The 15,646-nt window shown below is 42.1% G+C and carries 14 protein-coding genes; 10 read left to right on the top strand and 4 right to left on the bottom strand.

Annotated elements, in window-relative coordinates; all coding sequences use genetic code 11:
* Positions 1–73: 73 nt before the first annotated feature.
* Complete coding sequence (locus ABJ384_RS08215; protein ID WP_349926670.1) at positions 74–964, bottom strand: LysR family transcriptional regulator; 891 nt, start codon at positions 962–964, stop codon at positions 74–76.
* Positions 965–1,048: 84 nt separating this feature from the next.
* On the opposite strand from ABJ384_RS08215, the gene aceI reads away from it, so the two are divergent.
* A complete protein-coding gene (aceI, locus tag ABJ384_RS08210; RefSeq protein WP_349926668.1) occupies positions 1,049–1,483 on the top strand; it encodes a chlorhexidine efflux PACE transporter AceI in 435 nt (144 codons plus the stop codon).
* Positions 1,484–1,653: 170 nt separating this feature from the next.
* Here the strand turns inward: aceI and ABJ384_RS08205 are convergent, their stop codons facing one another.
* A complete protein-coding gene (locus ABJ384_RS08205) occupies positions 1,654–3,171 on the bottom strand; it encodes an acetyl-CoA C-acetyltransferase (RefSeq protein ID WP_349926666.1) in 1,518 nt (505 codons plus the stop codon).
* Between the two features lie 240 nt (positions 3,172–3,411).
* Here ABJ384_RS08205 and ABJ384_RS08200 point away from each other — a divergent pair, with 240 nt between their 5' ends.
* The 5 genes from ABJ384_RS08200 to dnaX all read left to right on the top strand — a co-directional run bounded on the left by ABJ384_RS08200 (position 3,412) and on the right by dnaX (position 9,955).
* A complete protein-coding gene (locus ABJ384_RS08200; RefSeq protein ID WP_349926664.1) occupies positions 3,412–4,803 on the top strand; it encodes a 3-oxoacyl-ACP reductase in 1,392 nt (463 codons plus the stop codon).
* A gap of 140 nt (positions 4,804–4,943) precedes the next feature.
* A complete protein-coding gene (locus ABJ384_RS08195) occupies positions 4,944–5,798 on the top strand; it encodes a MaoC/PaaZ C-terminal domain-containing protein (RefSeq protein WP_349926662.1) in 855 nt (284 codons plus the stop codon).
* A gap of 77 nt (positions 5,799–5,875) precedes the next feature.
* Positions 5,876–7,141, top strand: a complete 1,266-nt coding sequence (locus ABJ384_RS08190; RefSeq protein ID WP_349926660.1) for a serine hydrolase domain-containing protein — start codon at positions 5,876–5,878, stop codon at positions 7,139–7,141.
* A gap of 76 nt (positions 7,142–7,217) precedes the next feature.
* On the top strand, positions 7,218–7,667 hold the full coding sequence (locus tag ABJ384_RS08185; RefSeq protein ID WP_349926658.1) for a copper resistance protein NlpE N-terminal domain-containing protein: 450 nt from the start codon (positions 7,218–7,220) through the stop codon (positions 7,665–7,667).
* 134 nt (positions 7,668–7,801) lie between these two features.
* Positions 7,802–9,955: a DNA polymerase III subunit gamma/tau gene (gene dnaX, locus ABJ384_RS08180; protein WP_349926656.1), complete on the top strand. Its 2,154-nt coding sequence runs from the start codon at positions 7,802–7,804 to the stop codon at positions 9,953–9,955.
* Positions 9,956–9,957: 2 nt separating this feature from the next.
* Here the strand turns inward: dnaX and ABJ384_RS08175 are convergent, their stop codons facing one another.
* Together ABJ384_RS08175 and ABJ384_RS08170 are read right to left on the bottom strand one after the other, a co-directional pair.
* Positions 9,958–10,359 carry a thioesterase family protein gene (locus tag ABJ384_RS08175; RefSeq protein WP_349929721.1) on the bottom strand — a complete coding sequence of 134 codons (402 nt, stop codon included), beginning with the start codon at positions 10,357–10,359 and terminating at the stop codon, positions 9,958–9,960.
* 200 nt (positions 10,360–10,559) lie between these two features.
* Positions 10,560–11,720, bottom strand: coding sequence for an iron-containing alcohol dehydrogenase (locus tag ABJ384_RS08170; RefSeq protein WP_349926654.1), 1,161 nt, complete (start codon positions 11,718–11,720; stop codon positions 10,560–10,562).
* 116 nt (positions 11,721–11,836) lie between these two features.
* Between ABJ384_RS08170 and ABJ384_RS08165 the strand changes: the two genes are divergently transcribed.
* From ABJ384_RS08165 to ABJ384_RS08150, 4 genes are read left to right on the top strand one after another with little or no spacing between them, the layout of a single operon-like run.
* Positions 11,837–12,361 carry a low molecular weight protein-tyrosine-phosphatase gene (locus ABJ384_RS08165; protein WP_349926652.1) on the top strand — a complete coding sequence of 175 codons (525 nt, stop codon included), beginning with the start codon at positions 11,837–11,839 and terminating at the stop codon, positions 12,359–12,361.
* Positions 12,362–12,373: 12 nt separating this feature from the next.
* Positions 12,374–13,408, top strand: a complete 1,035-nt coding sequence (gene murB, locus ABJ384_RS08160; RefSeq protein WP_349926650.1) for a UDP-N-acetylmuramate dehydrogenase — start codon at positions 12,374–12,376, stop codon at positions 13,406–13,408.
* 6 nt (positions 13,409–13,414) lie between these two features.
* Positions 13,415–14,542: an ElyC/SanA/YdcF family protein gene (locus tag ABJ384_RS08155; protein ID WP_086195432.1), complete on the top strand. Its 1,128-nt coding sequence runs from the start codon at positions 13,415–13,417 to the stop codon at positions 14,540–14,542.
* A complete protein-coding gene (locus tag ABJ384_RS08150) occupies positions 14,542–15,585 on the top strand; it encodes an alpha/beta hydrolase (protein ID WP_349926648.1) in 1,044 nt (347 codons plus the stop codon). The genes ABJ384_RS08155 and ABJ384_RS08150 overlap by 1 nt, the downstream gene beginning before the upstream one ends.
* Positions 15,586–15,646 lie beyond the last annotated feature (61 nt).

Genomic DNA, 15,646 nt, shown 5'->3' with positions numbered 1-15,646 from the left:
AAAGTTATTTCCCGTTTATTTGTTATATCACAATCTACTGTTATCCAAAGTAAAAAGCGCGTATAAGGCCTGTCTATTTTATGTTTTTTCTTGAATTTCGGATGTGATTAATCAAAAAATGAGCAGCCGCACCCAGCTGGCTTTCACGACTCCAGACCAGATCAACAAAATATTCAAATTTTGGGGTGAAATCCAGAAAGTTAAGAATCTTAAGTTGTTGTTGAATATGCGGATTCTGGTTTAGCATTTCTAAAGGTAAAACTCCCCATCCCAGACCCTGCTGGATCATGGCACAGGCAGATAAATGATTGTCTGTACGCCAGTATTTTTTTGAAAATAACAATTCCGGCTTGATGCTGCGGTCGCGACTTGCCACCACAATTTGCCGGCTTTGCAAAATTTGCTCATAGCTCACCTGTTCAAATCTGGCTAATCGGGAATCAATAGCTGTAACAGGCACCAAGGCCTCGCGCTTGAGTTCGACAAACTGTTCACGTGTTTCCAGCTGTTCACGTTCAAACATTAAGGCCAATTGCGCAGTCTGGTTGAGCAGCATTTTTAGTGCATCTTCCTGCGGAGCTGAAAAAATATTGATTTGCAGTTCAGGAAACTGTTTTTCCAGCAATGAAATATAGTCAATCCACTTTGTGTGCAATAGTTCAGAGACCACCACAATATTTAAAGCAGATTCCAGACCTTGACTCAGGGCAAAAGCCTGCTGTTTCCATTGATTGATTTCAATTAACAGTTGTTCGGTTTTTTCATACAAGGTCAGCGCTTGTGGGGTCGGTACAGGCTCACGGCCAGCACGGGTGAAGAGGGTTAAATTGAGATCAACTTCTAGGTTGGCAATCGACATACTAACTGCCGAAGGTACTTTGCCGAGCTGTCTGGCAGCCGCAGAAAATGAACCGCTTTCAATCACTGTTTTAAAAATGATCAGTTGTTCTTGATTAATATTCATTTATCAAAACTTTTGAAAGAATCTAATTCGATTAATCAATATTATCAAAATAAAATGTCTGCTTTCAAATGAAAGAGTTTTAAAATGTTGATTTTCAGAAGAAGGATAATCCATGCGCTAAGCTATGAAACGATCCTACTGGTGATCATTGCAATTGCATTAAGCTTTATTTTTGAAATGCCTATGGAGGTGACCGGTAGCTTAGGTGTTGCAATGGCCGTGACTTCCGTGATTTGGAATATGACTTTCAATCATTTTTTTGAAAACTTTGAAGCCAAACGTCAACTGAAAAGAACAGTCGGTGTACGTATTTTACATGCCATTGGTTTTGAAGGTGGTTTGATGCTGGCGACCATTCCAATGGTGGCTTATGCTTTGGAGATGTCAATTTGGCAGGCGATTTTGACTGACTTGAGTATGACCCTGTGTATTCTGGTCTATACTTTTATTTTCCAGTGGTGTTATGACTATATTGAAGCTAAATTGAACATTAGTCATCATGTGAAATCTACAGCCTGATTTAAATCTGTGATCTAAAAAGCATGGTTGATGCATGGTTTTTGATAGACACTCATCTTATTTGTATTTTCGCGTATTCAAGATATTAGTGAGCATATAAATAGCCAAATAATAAGATGATAATAAAAAAGCCCCTCACTCGAGGAGCTTTCCTGAACCAAAGATTCAGATTATTTTTCAATAATTGCTGTTACACCTTGACCACCCGCAGCACAAATCGAGACTAAAACACGGCCTGAACCTTTTTGGTTAATCAGTTTTGCTGCAGTAGCGATAAGACGGCCGCCAGTTGCTGCAAATGGGTGACCCGCTGCTAAAGATGAACCTTTCACATTCAATTTGCTACGGTCAATAGAACCCAGTGGAGCATCCAAGCCTAAACGTTCTTTACAGAATTTTGGGTCTTCCCATGCCTTAAGGGTAGAAAGAACCTGTGATGCAAATGCTTCATGAATTTCATAGTAGTCGAAATCTTGCAGGGTAAGACCAGCACGTTCGAGCATACGTGGAACGGCATAAGCAGGTGCCATCAACAAGCCTTCTTTTTTCTCAACAAAGTCAACTGCTGCAGTTTCCTGGAATGTTAAGTAAGCTAAAATTTCGTGACCATTGGCTTTAGCCCATTCCTCAGAAGCTAACAATACACAAGATGCACCATCAGTGAGTGGAGTTGAGTTGCCCGCAGTCATGGTACGTGCATCACCTTTACCAAAAGCCGGTTTAAGTTTTGCAAGTTTTTCTACAGAAGAATCTGCACGTAAGTTATTGTCACGTTCTAAACCGAGGAATGGTGTGATCAGGTCATCGAAGAAACCCTCTTCGTATGCAGCCGCCATTTTTTGATGTGACGATGCAGCAAGTTCATCTTGTGCTTCACGAGAAATACCCCATTCAAGTGCAGTAATCGCCTGATGGTCACCCATAGAAAGACCGGTACGTGGCTCACCGTTTTTAGGAGCATCCATCAAGTCTTTAATATTAATTTTGGTTAATGCTTTTAAACGGTCTTTCGCGGTTTTTGCAATGTTCAGTTCAAGTAATGCCTTACGTAAGCCATCACCGAAAGAAATTGGCGCATCAGAAGTCGTATCTACACCACCCGCAATACCCACTTCAATTTGACCTAGTGCAATTTTGTTGGCAATCTGGAATGCTGCTTGCAAGCCTGTACCACAGGCTTGCTGAATATCGTAAGCAGGTGTTTCTGGAGCAAGTTCAGTATTTAACACGCACTCACGGGTCATGTTAAAGTCACGGCTGTGTTTTAAAACCGCACCGGCAACGACCTCGCCTAAACGTTGACCTTGTAAATTAAAACGCTCAATCAGACCATTTAATGCTGCAGTAAACATGTCGCTGTTAGAAGCAGTAAAGTAAGCACCGTTTGAACGGGCGAAAGGAATACGGTTACCACCGATAATTGCAACGCGGCGAACTGTGTTTTGGCTCATGGTGTTATCCTGTTGAACAGACGTTTGAGGTGTAGATTCGGGTGTTATTTTCGTTGAAGCTGTAGTTTTACTACGTGCCGATGTGGAACGGGTACGGGGTGTTTTAGGCGTAGCATCTGCTGGCGTGGCCGCCGGGCCAGAAGTTTTAGTTGTGCGCGCAGTACTTTTTGATGGTTTTGACACAGTTTCCGTAGCAGAATTATCGACTGCCGGATTTTCTTGAGTTGTTTTGCTCATCAGGCTTTTCCAAGCATTTTACAGTATTCTTGGCGTGTACATTAACACAATCTAAAAACAGCTGAATTGACTAAAATGACATTAGGCAAACCATTCAGGTCAAGACATCTATAATTTAACTCAAGTATGATTCTATGGAAACTGATGGATGTATTGAAATATAAGTGCCTGACATCATATTGAAGTTAAAAAGATATTTTCAAAACCATCAAAAATTAATTTGTATGAGAGATAATAAACATGACTGATCAATACCAAACCTTTGCAAAATCTCCTATTGGTAAATTTGTCATCAAAAATTTAGGCTTGCCATCGCCAACTTTTTTAGAGCGTTTTGAGTCTGCGACACCTGTAGTGAAAGGGGCGGTGTTATTTGGTGCTGCATCATCAAGTACATTATCTGGTGCAATCGCACAGGTTCTGGCCAATATTCATGCCAATAGCTACGCAGGTAACAACTCCGAATTACAGCAAGCAGCTGCAAAAACAGGTTTAAATCTGGGCGCTTTTCACCCGGGCGATAAAGAGTCTAAATTTAAAGCAGTCATTTTTGATGCATCTGGTATCCAAAACTCTGAACAGCTAAAAGAACTTTATAACTTCTTTAACCCGATTGCGCGCCAAATCCAGGCTTCAGGCCGTGTCATCGTTGTAGGGATTAGCCCTGAGACTGCAAAAACGGTAAAACAGGCCATTGCCCAACGTGCACTTGAAGGTTTTGTAAAATCTATCGGTAAAGAGTTTAAGAAAGGTATAGCGGCAAACCTGATTTATGTCGATCAAGGTGCTGAAGCAAACCTTGAATCTACAGTACGTTTTGCATTATCTCCGCGTTCTGCTTATGTGTCTGGTCAAGTCATTCGGGTTTCTAAAGCAGAAGTTATCGATGTAGACTGGGCCAAACCTCTTGCTGGTAAAACTGCTGTAGTCACTGGTGCAAGCCGCGGGATTGGTGAAGCAATTGCCCATGTACTTTCACGTGATGGCGCACATGTCATTTGCCTGGACGTTCCCCAACAGCAGGCGGATCTGGACCGTGTTGCGGGTGCCATTGGTGGTTCAACTTTAGCAATTGACATCACGGCTGCGGATGCCGGTGAAAAAATTAAGGCTGCAGCAGCGGCGAAGGGCGGTCTGGATATTATCGTGCACAACGCCGGAATTACCCGTGACAAAACTTTGGCCAATATGAAACCAGAGCTTTGGGATTTGGTGATCAACATTAACTTGTCTGCAATTGAGCGTGTCAATGATTACCTTATTGAAAATGCAGGTTTGAACAGCAACGGTCGTATTGTTTGCGTATCGTCAATTTCAGGTATTGCGGGTAATTTAGGGCAAACCAACTATGCTGCTTCTAAAGCGGGCGTGATTGGTGTGGTGAAATTCACGGCACCTATTTTGAAAAATGGCGTAACCATTAATGCCGTGGCACCGGGCTTCATTGAAACGCAAATGACAGCGGCAATTCCATTTGCGATTCGTGAAGCAGGTCGCCGTATGAACTCAATGAGTCAAGGTGGTTTACCTGTGGATGTTGCTGAAACGATTGCATTATTTGCATCTTCAGCGTCTACAGGTTTAAATGGTAACGTGGTTCGTGTGTGTGGTCAAAGCTTGTTAGGGGCTTAACACATTAAAGTCCTCTCCCTTGGGGAGAGGATTTAGGAGAGGGAGATAAGGGGATATATTATTAACCCTCTCTCTAGCTCTCTCCCTCTGGGAGAGAGAACTCCATTAAATAAATTAGAAAAACTTCTCAAAGGTTCAGTATGAATACTCGCCATTTTAGTCAACTTCCAAAACCTTATTTAGCCTATCCGAAAGTGATTCAAGGCTTGATTTTTAAAAAGCCTAAAGGTGAACAAGTGCTGCCGCAAGTTGAATATGTGGTGGATTCATTCAAGGTCGATCAAAAGCATCTTAAAGCCTATAATGAAGTGTGCGGCTTCAAAAATAATGGTTATATTTCTGCAATTTATTTAGCGGTGCTATCGCAAAGCCTGCAAATGCATATGATGACGACTGAGACTTTCCCATTTGCAATTTTAGGTCTGGTACATATTCGCAACCAGATTAAACAAAACCGCAAAGTGGGCACCAATGAAGCATTAACATTGTCCTGCAAGTTTGGTGATGTGCAACCGCATGATAAGGGCGTGCAGTTTGACTTTATGACCACGGCGAAAGTCGGCAATGACGTGGTGATGGAAGGGGTAACTACCTATTTAGCCCGTCAAAAAACCAGTGTTAAAGCTACTCCTAAACTGGTAGACAATAAAACGCCAGCCTATGAACTCAATGCCGAATGGAATGTATCTGAAAATACCGGTCGCCGTTATGCTTTAACGTCTGGTGACTTTAACCTGATTCATATCCATGCGATCACGGCAAAAGCATTCGGTTTTAAACAGGCAATTGCCCATGGTATGTGGAGTAAGGCGAAGGCACTGGCCAGCTTAACTTTGCCAGATGCCTATGAAGCTGATGTCTGGTTTAAACTGCCGATGTATCTTCCTTCAAAAGTGGAGTTCTTGACTGCTCAGGAAGGACAAGATACCGAGTTTGTCATCCGAAACAGTAAAAATAAAAAACCGCATGTCACGGGAAGTGTCAAAGCACTTTAAGACCAAAGCCTAAGTCACTGTCGATTTAGGCTTTTTTGTTTTAAGCTCATGGAAAACAGATTTCTAGGGATGGAAGGATGCAGCAACTAAAAGATTACCTTTTTGCCAATACTGCAAATTATCAGGGTCACGTCGATGAACCGTTTATCGACCTTGCCAGACAGTTCAGCCGGATGCAGGATGCACGGACAGAGTTAGGTGGCGCTGCTCTGGTGATTTATTTTCAGGGTCAAAAAGTCGTTGATATCTGGACCGGGAAAAAGTCTGAAACCGAAAGCTGGCAAGCAAATACCTTGTCGCTATGCTATTCCACCGGGAAAGGGGTTTTATCTACCTTAGCGCATATTTTAGTCAGTGAAGGTTTTGTTGATTATGATATTCCAGTAGCAACTTACTGGCCTGAATTTGCCCAACAGGGTAAAGATAAAATTACTTTAAGGCATATGCTGAGTCATCAAAGCGGTTTATATGATATTCGCAATCTTGTTGCTGATGCCTCGGAAATGGCAGACTGGTCACATATGCTTGCTGTTATAGCCCAGGCCAAACCACGGTTTGCAGTGGCGACAGATGCAGCATATCAGCCCTTAACCTTTGGCTGGCAAGTCGGTGGTGTTTTGGAAAAAGCCACAGGTAAAACACTGGCGGAACTGATGCAACAATATCTAGTTGAACCATTGCAATTAGATGCTGCCTATTTTGGTGTACCTAAGGAAAAACTGGCTGAAGTTGCCCGGATTATTCCTCAACAAAAAGTTTCAAAAGATAAGCTTCAAAATTCCAAACCTAAAGTAAAACCTGCACAGGCACGCAAAGTATCTCCATTCGATAAATTATTGGAGTTATCTGGCCAAAAACCTCAAGACTTTCAGGATGCGATGATTCCAAAAGGAATGAAAAATTTCAGCTTTTTTAGTGATCAAGGTTTACAAGCTATAATTCCTGCGGCAACAGGTGTGTTTAGTGCCAATAGCCTAGCTCGAATTTATGCCATGCTTGCCAATGGCGGGGAGTGGCAAGGGGAGCAGTTGATAGGCACTGAAATCTTTAAGCAGTTAAGCCAAATTCAGTACACTCGACGTGACCGGATTATGCCGTTACCTATGCATTGGCGGTTGGGTTATCACCGGATTTTAACTTTAGGTAAATCATCATCAGGGTTTGGGCATATGGGCTTTAATGGCTCTGGTGCATGGTGTGACCCGGAGCGTGGTTTAAGTTTTGCCTATACCCATAATTTTTCCACGGCTTCCATCACAGGCGATTACCGGCTGTGGGGCTTGACCCAGGAAACACTACGCTGCGCGGATCGTATCTTGGCAGGTCGTAAGGGTTGGTTTTAATTTGCAACATGTTGCTGAGGAAAATAACGGGAAAATATGCTACTTTGCCTGAGATTCTAGCTGCTGTTGATATTTCATGAAAAATGTCGTGTTAATTCCTTTGCTGGCAAGTACTGCATTATTGGGATGTCAGGATGCCAACCAATCGAATACGCAAGGTAAGGCATCTATAGAATCGCAAAAGCAACTGGCAGCGTCGGCAGGAGAATATGAGGGTACAACACCGTGCATGAGCTGTTTATCCCGTTGCGAAGATTGTCCAGGTATGGCTGTGACTTTGGCATTGTATGAAGATCAAACCTATACCTTAACCCGTGAAAGTTTAAGTGGTCATAGTGAAGTCGAAACCTTGAAAGGTAAGCTGCGTTTTACAGATGAATCAAAGCAAAGAATTGAGCTGATCAATGTGGCAACACGTAATTTACTCTATGTAAATTTAGATGAAAAAGTTCTTGAAATTCGTGAAGATCAAAGCGGTAAAAGCTACCAGATGCAAAGTGATTTTCTTTTGGGAAAACTGAGCTAATTTTATTGAATGTATAAATAAAAATTTCGTCTTTGTTTCGGCAGAATACAAGATTTTTATTGTTCATACCTCCGCCATTTATTTCACTATTTTATAAAAAAACAGTATGCTTAGACCTGTAAAAAGGAGCATACATGTATCAAGTACTTGCACGAAAATACCGTCCACGTAATTTTAATGAATTGGTGGGGCAAAACCATGTGTCGCGCGCACTGACGAGTGCCTTGGAACGTGGTCGGTTGCATCATGCGTATTTGTTTACCGGGACGCGCGGAGTAGGTAAAACCACCATTGCCCGTATTTTGGCGAAATGTCTGAACTGCGAAACTGGCGTGACCTCAACGCCTTGTGAAGTGTGTGCAACCTGTAAAGCGGTGAATGAAGGCCGTTTTATCGATTTAATTGAAATTGATGCGGCATCACGTACCAAAGTTGAAGATACACGTGAATTGTTAGATAACGTTCCCTATGCGCCTACGCAAGGTCGTTTTAAGGTTTACTTGATCGATGAAGTGCATATGCTTTCGACGCATTCCTTTAATGCCTTACTGAAAACATTAGAAGAACCACCCGAGCATGTAAAATTCCTTTTTGCTACAACCGATCCACAAAAGCTGCCGATTACCGTGATTTCCCGTTGCTTGCAATTTACTTTGCGTCCACTTGCCGTAGATGAAATTACTGCACATTTGACGGATATTCTGCAAAAAGAACAGATTCAGGCCGAACAGGATGCCATCTGGCAAATTGCCGAATCTGCTCAGGGTTCATTACGTGATGCCTTATCTTTAACCGATCAGGCGATTGCCTATGGTCAGGGCGCAATCCAGCATCAGGATGTTAAAGACATGCTAGGCTTGATTGACCGTACCATTATTTATGATCTGATTCTAGCCATTCACCAAAACCGGAAAGCCCGTGTCAGTGAATTGCTCATGCAATTTAGACAACAGGCGCTGGATGTGTCACTGGTTCTGGATCAGTTGATTTCAACCTTGCATGAACTGGCATTATTGCAGTATTTGCCCGAACTGAGCTTAAAATACAGTGCTGAAATCAATCAAAAGATTATGCAGTTATCTCAATGCATTTCAGCACAAGATTTACAGTTGTATTATCAGGTGGCCTGTAAAGGCCGTGCTGACCTGCAACTGGCGGTGACGCAAGAGCAGGGCTTTGAAATGTGCGTATTGCGCTTATTGGCGTTCCGTCCATTACAGCCCAATGAAGTTCCGCTATCACAAGTACAACAAGTTGTTACACCGAGCGTTCAGCCTGTAGTACAACAGTCGATTCAACATGAGGTTCAGCAGCAAGCAGCTCAAAATATAATGGTAGAACAGGACACACCTGTTGAATCAGCAGCTGTATATGATGATTTTGATGATGCTCAGTATGATGATGACCCATTTAATGAAGTTACAGCTCAATCTGTTGCCGTAAATGAACCAAGTTCGGATGATTTCTTGGAACAGGACACGGTAGAAGATGAAATTCTATCTACTACATCAAATGTTCCATTGAATCCGGATCAAGCACAGTCAGAAAAAATTATCTTCGATCTACCCAGTGACGATGCATTATTTGGCTTTGATGATGAGCCTGAAGCAATAAGCACTACAGCTGATGAAAGCAGCAGCGATGATTTTCTGTTTGATGAACTAGTACCCTTAGTACCTTTAGCAGCCAATGAATCAACGCCTGTCAAAGCTCTAGCGGAAGTTCGGGTACAAGTTCAGCAACCTATAGAAGAAACAGCACAAGATTCATTATTTGATTTAGCTCCTGCAGCAACTCCCCATGTTGAAGTGAATCTAGCCCAAACGTCCAATGATAAACCAGCGATTGCAGATGCAACGGCTTCAACCTTGATGCCACAAGATATTCTAAAACTAAAGCCTCAAGTTCTTGAAGGCGAGTGGACGGTGGATAAATGGGAGTATTGGTTCCGTAACAGTGATCTTTCACCGGCAGTCCAAGAATTGGCTCAACATGGCGTGATGATGGGGCAAATTAATGGTGATTCAATCTTCCATATTCCAAAACAATATGAAGCACTGTTGACCCAGTTACAGTATGCCTTGGAGCATGCCTTAAAAATGGAATGGTCGAGCACCCATTTTCAGGTTCATTATGCAGATGTAGCAACCACAACGCCGTATAGCATGCAATCTGAGCGTAAGGAAAAAGCCTATGCACGTGCGGCAGAGTTACTGCATGCCGAACCTGCAGTCAAAGAACTTCTGCAAAACTTTGAGGGTAAAATACAGAATATCCAGCTCAAATAAGCTTATTCATTCACATTATATGGATATAAAGCATCCCGTATTTTAATTGGAATCGGGGTGCTTTTTCGTGTCTTACGATCTACAAATACATGCACGAAATGACCCTGTGCAGAAGCCACCTCATGACCCTGTTTAAAAATCGCTAAATCATATTGTACGGATGAATTTCCCAGTTTCGAAATAGCTACGCCAACCTCAATGATTTCAGGATAAGACAGTTCCTGAAAAAAGCTACATGCCGAATCGACCACCAAGCCAATCACGGGCGAATAGCGAATATCAAAGTCGGCCTTTTCAATCAGTAAGGCATTGGCAGCTGTATCAAAATAACTGTAATAAGTCACATTGTTGACGTGTCCATAAATATCATTATCGGACCAGCGGGTTTGAATAGGTAAAAATATGAAAAATCGGTACGATGTTTGGGTATTTGTTTCATTGGCATAGTTGTTTTGATGATTTCATTTGTTTTTACTGTGAAGTCCATAAAAATACAAGTGAAAAAATAGATCATCTCAATAAAATGGGATGACCTGTAATAAATTATTCTAGGATTATTTTGATATCACTTAAATCTTGTTTTATCACAAATATAAATAGAAATTTATGCATAAATAGCTTGGTAAATTTCCCGTGCATCCTGTTGAATCAGGTCACGCGGGTTATTTTGCAACAGCCGAGTTTGCAGCATCGCATCACTTGCCAATTGATCCAGCATATTTTCAGGAACATTTAAATCTTTCAGCTTTAAAATCAGGCCACTTTGGTCTAAGTGATTTTGCATATGATCAATAAATAAATCACATAAACCATCTGTACTGCCAGTACTTTTCGGGTCCAACCAGCACATCAGCTCAGCATAGTATTGTTTGGCATTTGGTGCATTGAATTTTAATACTTCGGTCAAAACCAGAGCATTGCTATGGCCATGTGAAATATGAAAATGTCCGCCTAAGGGATAGGCAAGTGCATGGATTGCTGCCACAGGAGCATTGGCAAAGGCCTGTCCGGCGAGCATTGATCCAACTAGCATATTTTGACGTGCTTCTAAATTCTGCCCATCTGCTAAGACTAAACTTAGATTTTTATTGAGTAATCTTAAAGCCTGTTTAGCTAACATGTCGGCATAGGGATTCTTTTTGACTTTTGAGGTATAGGCTTCAATCGCATGCACCATCGCATCAATACCTGTTGCCGCGGTAATATGTGCAGGTAAGTTTTGGGTAAAAGTCGCATCTAAAATGGCGACATCGGCAAATAAAACTGCAGCAACGATGCCGGTTTTGGTAGTTTCACCTGTAGTGACAATCGAGATGGGAGTGACTTCGGAACCTGTACCGGCCGTTGTAGGAACTAAAAACAGCGGCAATCGGGGATCTCTGGCATTATTTACACCATATAAGTCTTGCAGACTTTGCGTTTGCTGAGGATGCGCCAAAATCGCGATCACTTTGGCAACATCCAGTGAACTGCCACCACCAAAACCTAAGATGATGTCTGCTTTTTCATTCTTGGCGAAGTTTACGGCGTCCAATACAATATGTTCAGGAGGATCAGCCTGAACGTTTGAATAAATTGCATAGGGCAGTCGAATGGTTTCTAAAATTTCAATAATCGGCATATGCAGTTGCTGCTGAATGATGCCTGAATCGGTGATCAGCAGCAGTTTTTTATACGTCTGTTGTTGCAATAATGGCTTTAACTCATAGATCGAGCCCAGTCCTGAAATAATATTCGAGACGGTTTGAAATTGAAAATGGCTCATCTATTGCTTCCTTTTTGATATCAAATTCAAGATTATTGTTTTAGTGTTCTATAGGATTCATCCTGTAAATAACTTAACATAAGACACCTGAAAATAAAGCAGTAATTGAGGTTGTTATGTCATCCAAAACGCCCTATAAGGTGTTATGTGTATGTTTAGGAAATATTTGTCGCTCTCCTACGGCAGAAGTTGTTCTTAGACATTTTTGTGATAAACAGCAACTGAATATTATGATCGACTCTGCAGGAACCAGTAATTACCATCCCGGAAAAGCACCGGATGAGCGTAGCCAGAAACATGCCTTAAAACGGGGCTATGATTTATCATCGTTACGGGCGCGCCAGTTAAAAGCGCAAGATTTTCTTGAATTTGATCTTATTCTGGCGATGGATCATGAAAATTTATTCAATATTCAAATGCTTTTAAAACAGACTCAAACCGCATATTCGGCCCACCAGATTCGGGTAAAAATTGCATTGATGAGTGAATACGATCAAACTTATCCCAAACAGGCCTTGCCAGATCCTTATTATGGCGGAGCAAATGGGTTTGAGCGTGTACTCGATCAGTGTGAATCGAGCAGCTTGGGTTGGGTCAGTATTTTTAAACAACAGTTCAAACAACAGATCGATGTTAAATAAAGGTTTAAGCACATGAATATTCAAACTCAAATTCAACTTAAGCCTTTTAATACCTTAAGTCTTGATGCAACCGCATCGCATTACTGCAAAGTTCAGTCTACAGCTGAATTGGTGGATGCCTTACATTATGCCCAACAACAGCAGTTAAATGTTTTGATTCTGTCCGGTGGCAGCAACATGCTTTTGCCGGAAAAAATCCATGCGCTTGTGATTCATATGGACATTCAGGGCATTGAATATGTGACTGAAGATGATTACAGCAAAACCATTCGCGTGGGTGCTGGTCAGATCTGGCATGATTTCGTACTCTGGACTACAGAAAATCATTTATATGGCCTACAGAATCTGGCACTTATTCCAGGTTTGGTCGGTGCATCTCCGGTACAGAATATTGGTGCCTATGGAGTAGAAGCGGGCGAGTTCATCGAGTCGGTTCAAGTTTATGACCGTCAGCTGGAACAATTCAGCACCATTCTGGCTCAAGATTGTGATTTTTCCTATCGGCACAGTATTTTTAAAGATGACCCGAACCGTTTTGTGATTACTCATGTGACTTTTAAGTTGCTTAAGCAAGCCCATTTAATGTTGAATTATGGTGATCTCAAGCAGGCACTAGGTGAAGAACAGACGGCTGAAAACCTGCAAAAACAAGTCATTCAGATTCGTCAAAGTAAATTGCCAAATCCAAAAGAATATCCGAATGTGGGAAGTTTTTTCAAAAATCCGATTATTTCAGAACAGCTTTTTGACCATTTGGCACAGACATTTCCGAATTTGCCCCATTATCCTCAGGCCAAAGGTGGGGTTAAAATTGCAGCAGGTTGGTTGATCGATCAATCCGGCTGGAAGGGTAAAAGACTGGGTGTGGTGGGTATGTTCCATAAGCAAGCTTTGGTACTGGTCAATTATGATCAGGCCAATCTGGCAGATGTTCAGACCACCTATCATGCTGTACAACACGATGTGCAGCAAAAATTTGATATTTTGTTAGAACCGGAACCAGTCTTGTTTGATGAAACAGGCTTAATTCGTTCACATATGGAATAAAAGACAATGGCGAAATCACATTGGATGGTTCGACTGGTACAAATTGCTTCAGTGCTATTTGTACTGTTCGGCTGTTTCATGGTTTTGCTTTATTCACCCTTTTATTCTGGTTGGGTGGTGAGTGCATTAAACAGTTTTGTGCCTGTAGAAGTGAATCAGGTCGCGGCAAAAAGCCAGCAAATGGCAGCTTTAAGTGAACATGAAGATCTGGAACCTGGTTCTAAAGTCTGGATTGCCCGTCAGGCCTATCTGAAATTGATGGAAGAGGCGATACAAAGCCATAATTCACAGGATCTGGTATTGATTCAAGCGCGTTATAAAGCCTTGCAACAAACGATTGAAGATGCACAACTCCAGGAAAAAGAACAACAGGACAAACCGCAAATTCCGCTGCTGGCAAATCCGGTCGAAGCTGCCTCTGAAGCAGAAGATCCAACTCAAACCGTTAAAGACTTGCTGGATTTGAACAGTACTGAAAATAAAGCCTTAATGGAAAAATATCTGGATTTTCTGCGCACGCATGAAATAGAACCGGAAAAGGTCGCTGAAGAACCGGTAGACGAAAGCATTTATCAGGATATTGCCCTGATTCATGAGCAAAATGAACAAGCACAGCCTCAAAGTTCTAAACCTTATGCGATTGTGGTCTTGGGAGGTGGGCTGACGCTAGATAAAAATAGCAAGGATATTGTGGTAAACAAATATACCCGTCTGCGCCTGGAAAAAACCTTAGAAATAGAACAACAGTACCGTTTACCGATTGTGCTGAGTGGTGTTGAAGCACCGTATATGCAGCGCTGGTTAAAAGCATATAATGTCGATGCGAAACTGCTGGAAGACCGCAGCATGAATACCTGTGAAAATTCGCGTTTTAGCTCATTGCTATTGCAAAAAAAAGGTGGAGCGCCACGGGTGATTTTGATTACCGACCGTTATCATATGCCGCGGACCCGTCGTTTATTTGCCTTAAATGGTATTGAAACTGTACCCGTAGAAGCACCCATGCCGACTCAATTGACCCGGTGGCGTCCAAGTGAACAGAATTATGATCATAGTCGCCGTGCCAATTATGAAATGTTAGCCACTATTCGTGATATCTGGTTTGGTTCCAGTGATTGCCGAGAGGTACCTTAATGCCTGATATTCCATTTTTAAATCCTGCCATTTTAAAACGGCTGGATTTACCCGTTCCAAGTCGTGAAACCACACCTCAATTACTTGAAGCATTGAATCTGAACCAGCCTTATCACCCTTCAGTCGAAATTCAGGCCTATCGCAAGTTATATGGTTTGCATTTGCTGGACTGTGAGCACTGGCAAGGTTATGTACAAATGCCTTTGTTTAAATTGCATGTACAGGTATTTCAACCGAATCTGGAAAAAATTGCCTTACCAAAAATACGAGGTACGGTATTTTTACTGCACGGCTACCTGGAACATAGCGGGATTTACCAGCCGATTATTCGTGAATTACTGGAACAGGGTTTTAGTGTCATTACCTATGATTTGCCCGGTCATGGCCTCAGTGACGGTTCGCCGGCAAATATCAAGAATTTTGATCATTACCAGCAGGTATTACATGCTGTTTATCACTACATTAAAAATGCCGAGCAATTACCGAAACCCTGGTTAGGCATCGGGCAAAGTACCGGTGGTGCCATCTGGATGCATCATTTGCTGGAATTTGCCCAGCGTCGTGAAAACCCTTATGTAGACCGTGTGTTACTGCTTTCACCGCTGCTTCGACCTGCCAAGTCGGCATGGTGGCATAATTCGGTCGGTCTGGGTATTATCCGACGCATTAAGCGTCAGGTACCACGGCATTTTAGACGTAATAATCATAATCCTGAGTTTTTACGTTTTGTCCGTTTAAAAGATCCATTACAGCCCCGTATGATGGGAATGGACTGGATTCTGGCCATGTCAAAATGGATGCAGGAAATGGAAGCGCGTCCTGCTTGCCGCATTCCCGTCTGGCTGGCACAAGGTGCGCAGGATCAGACTGTAGACTGGCGTTATAACATTGAGTTTATTCGTCGCAAGTTCCGTTTACAGACCTTATTGATGCTCGAAGAAGGGTCACATCAGTTGATTAATGAACGTGCTGATATTCGTGCGGCCTTAACCGGTTTGATTCCAGCTTTTTTACATGCTCAAAGCTCATCTGGTTATTATTGATATTCTCTATTGCATTCACACTTAAAAGAGGCCACATGGCCTCTTCTTTATTATTCTTAGA

It is taken from the genome of Acinetobacter sp. A1-4-2 (assembly GCF_040233925.1).
In the GTDB taxonomy this organism is placed as follows: Bacteria; Pseudomonadota; Gammaproteobacteria; order Pseudomonadales; family Moraxellaceae; genus Acinetobacter.
This window is presented reverse-complemented; position numbering and strand designations above follow the sequence as displayed.

Excerpts from the sequence above, each read along its gene's own strand:
- ABJ384_RS08215 (WP_349926670.1), bottom strand. The coding sequence starts at position 964 with ATGAATATTAATCAAGAACAACTGATCATTTTTAAAACAGTGATTGAA.
- aceI (WP_349926668.1), top strand. The coding sequence starts at position 1,049 with ATGTTGATTTTCAGAAGAAGGATAATCCATGCGCTAAGCTATGAAACG.
- ABJ384_RS08205 (WP_349926666.1), bottom strand. The coding sequence starts at position 3,171 with ATGAGCAAAACAACTCAAGAAAATCCGGCAGTCGATAATTCTGCTACG.
- ABJ384_RS08200 (WP_349926664.1), top strand. The coding sequence starts at position 3,412 with ATGACTGATCAATACCAAACCTTTGCAAAATCTCCTATTGGTAAATTT.
- ABJ384_RS08195 (WP_349926662.1), top strand. The coding sequence starts at position 4,944 with ATGAATACTCGCCATTTTAGTCAACTTCCAAAACCTTATTTAGCCTAT.
- ABJ384_RS08190 (WP_349926660.1), top strand. The coding sequence starts at position 5,876 with ATGCAGCAACTAAAAGATTACCTTTTTGCCAATACTGCAAATTATCAG.
- ABJ384_RS08185 (WP_349926658.1), top strand. The coding sequence starts at position 7,218 with ATGAAAAATGTCGTGTTAATTCCTTTGCTGGCAAGTACTGCATTATTG.
- dnaX (WP_349926656.1), top strand. The coding sequence starts at position 7,802 with ATGTATCAAGTACTTGCACGAAAATACCGTCCACGTAATTTTAATGAA.
- ABJ384_RS08170 (WP_349926654.1), bottom strand. The coding sequence starts at position 11,720 with ATGAGCCATTTTCAATTTCAAACCGTCTCGAATATTATTTCAGGACTG.
- ABJ384_RS08165 (WP_349926652.1), top strand. The coding sequence starts at position 11,837 with ATGTCATCCAAAACGCCCTATAAGGTGTTATGTGTATGTTTAGGAAAT.
- murB (WP_349926650.1), top strand. The coding sequence starts at position 12,374 with ATGAATATTCAAACTCAAATTCAACTTAAGCCTTTTAATACCTTAAGT.
- ABJ384_RS08155 (WP_086195432.1), top strand. The coding sequence starts at position 13,415 with ATGGCGAAATCACATTGGATGGTTCGACTGGTACAAATTGCTTCAGTG.
- ABJ384_RS08150 (WP_349926648.1), top strand. The coding sequence starts at position 14,542 with ATGCCTGATATTCCATTTTTAAATCCTGCCATTTTAAAACGGCTGGAT.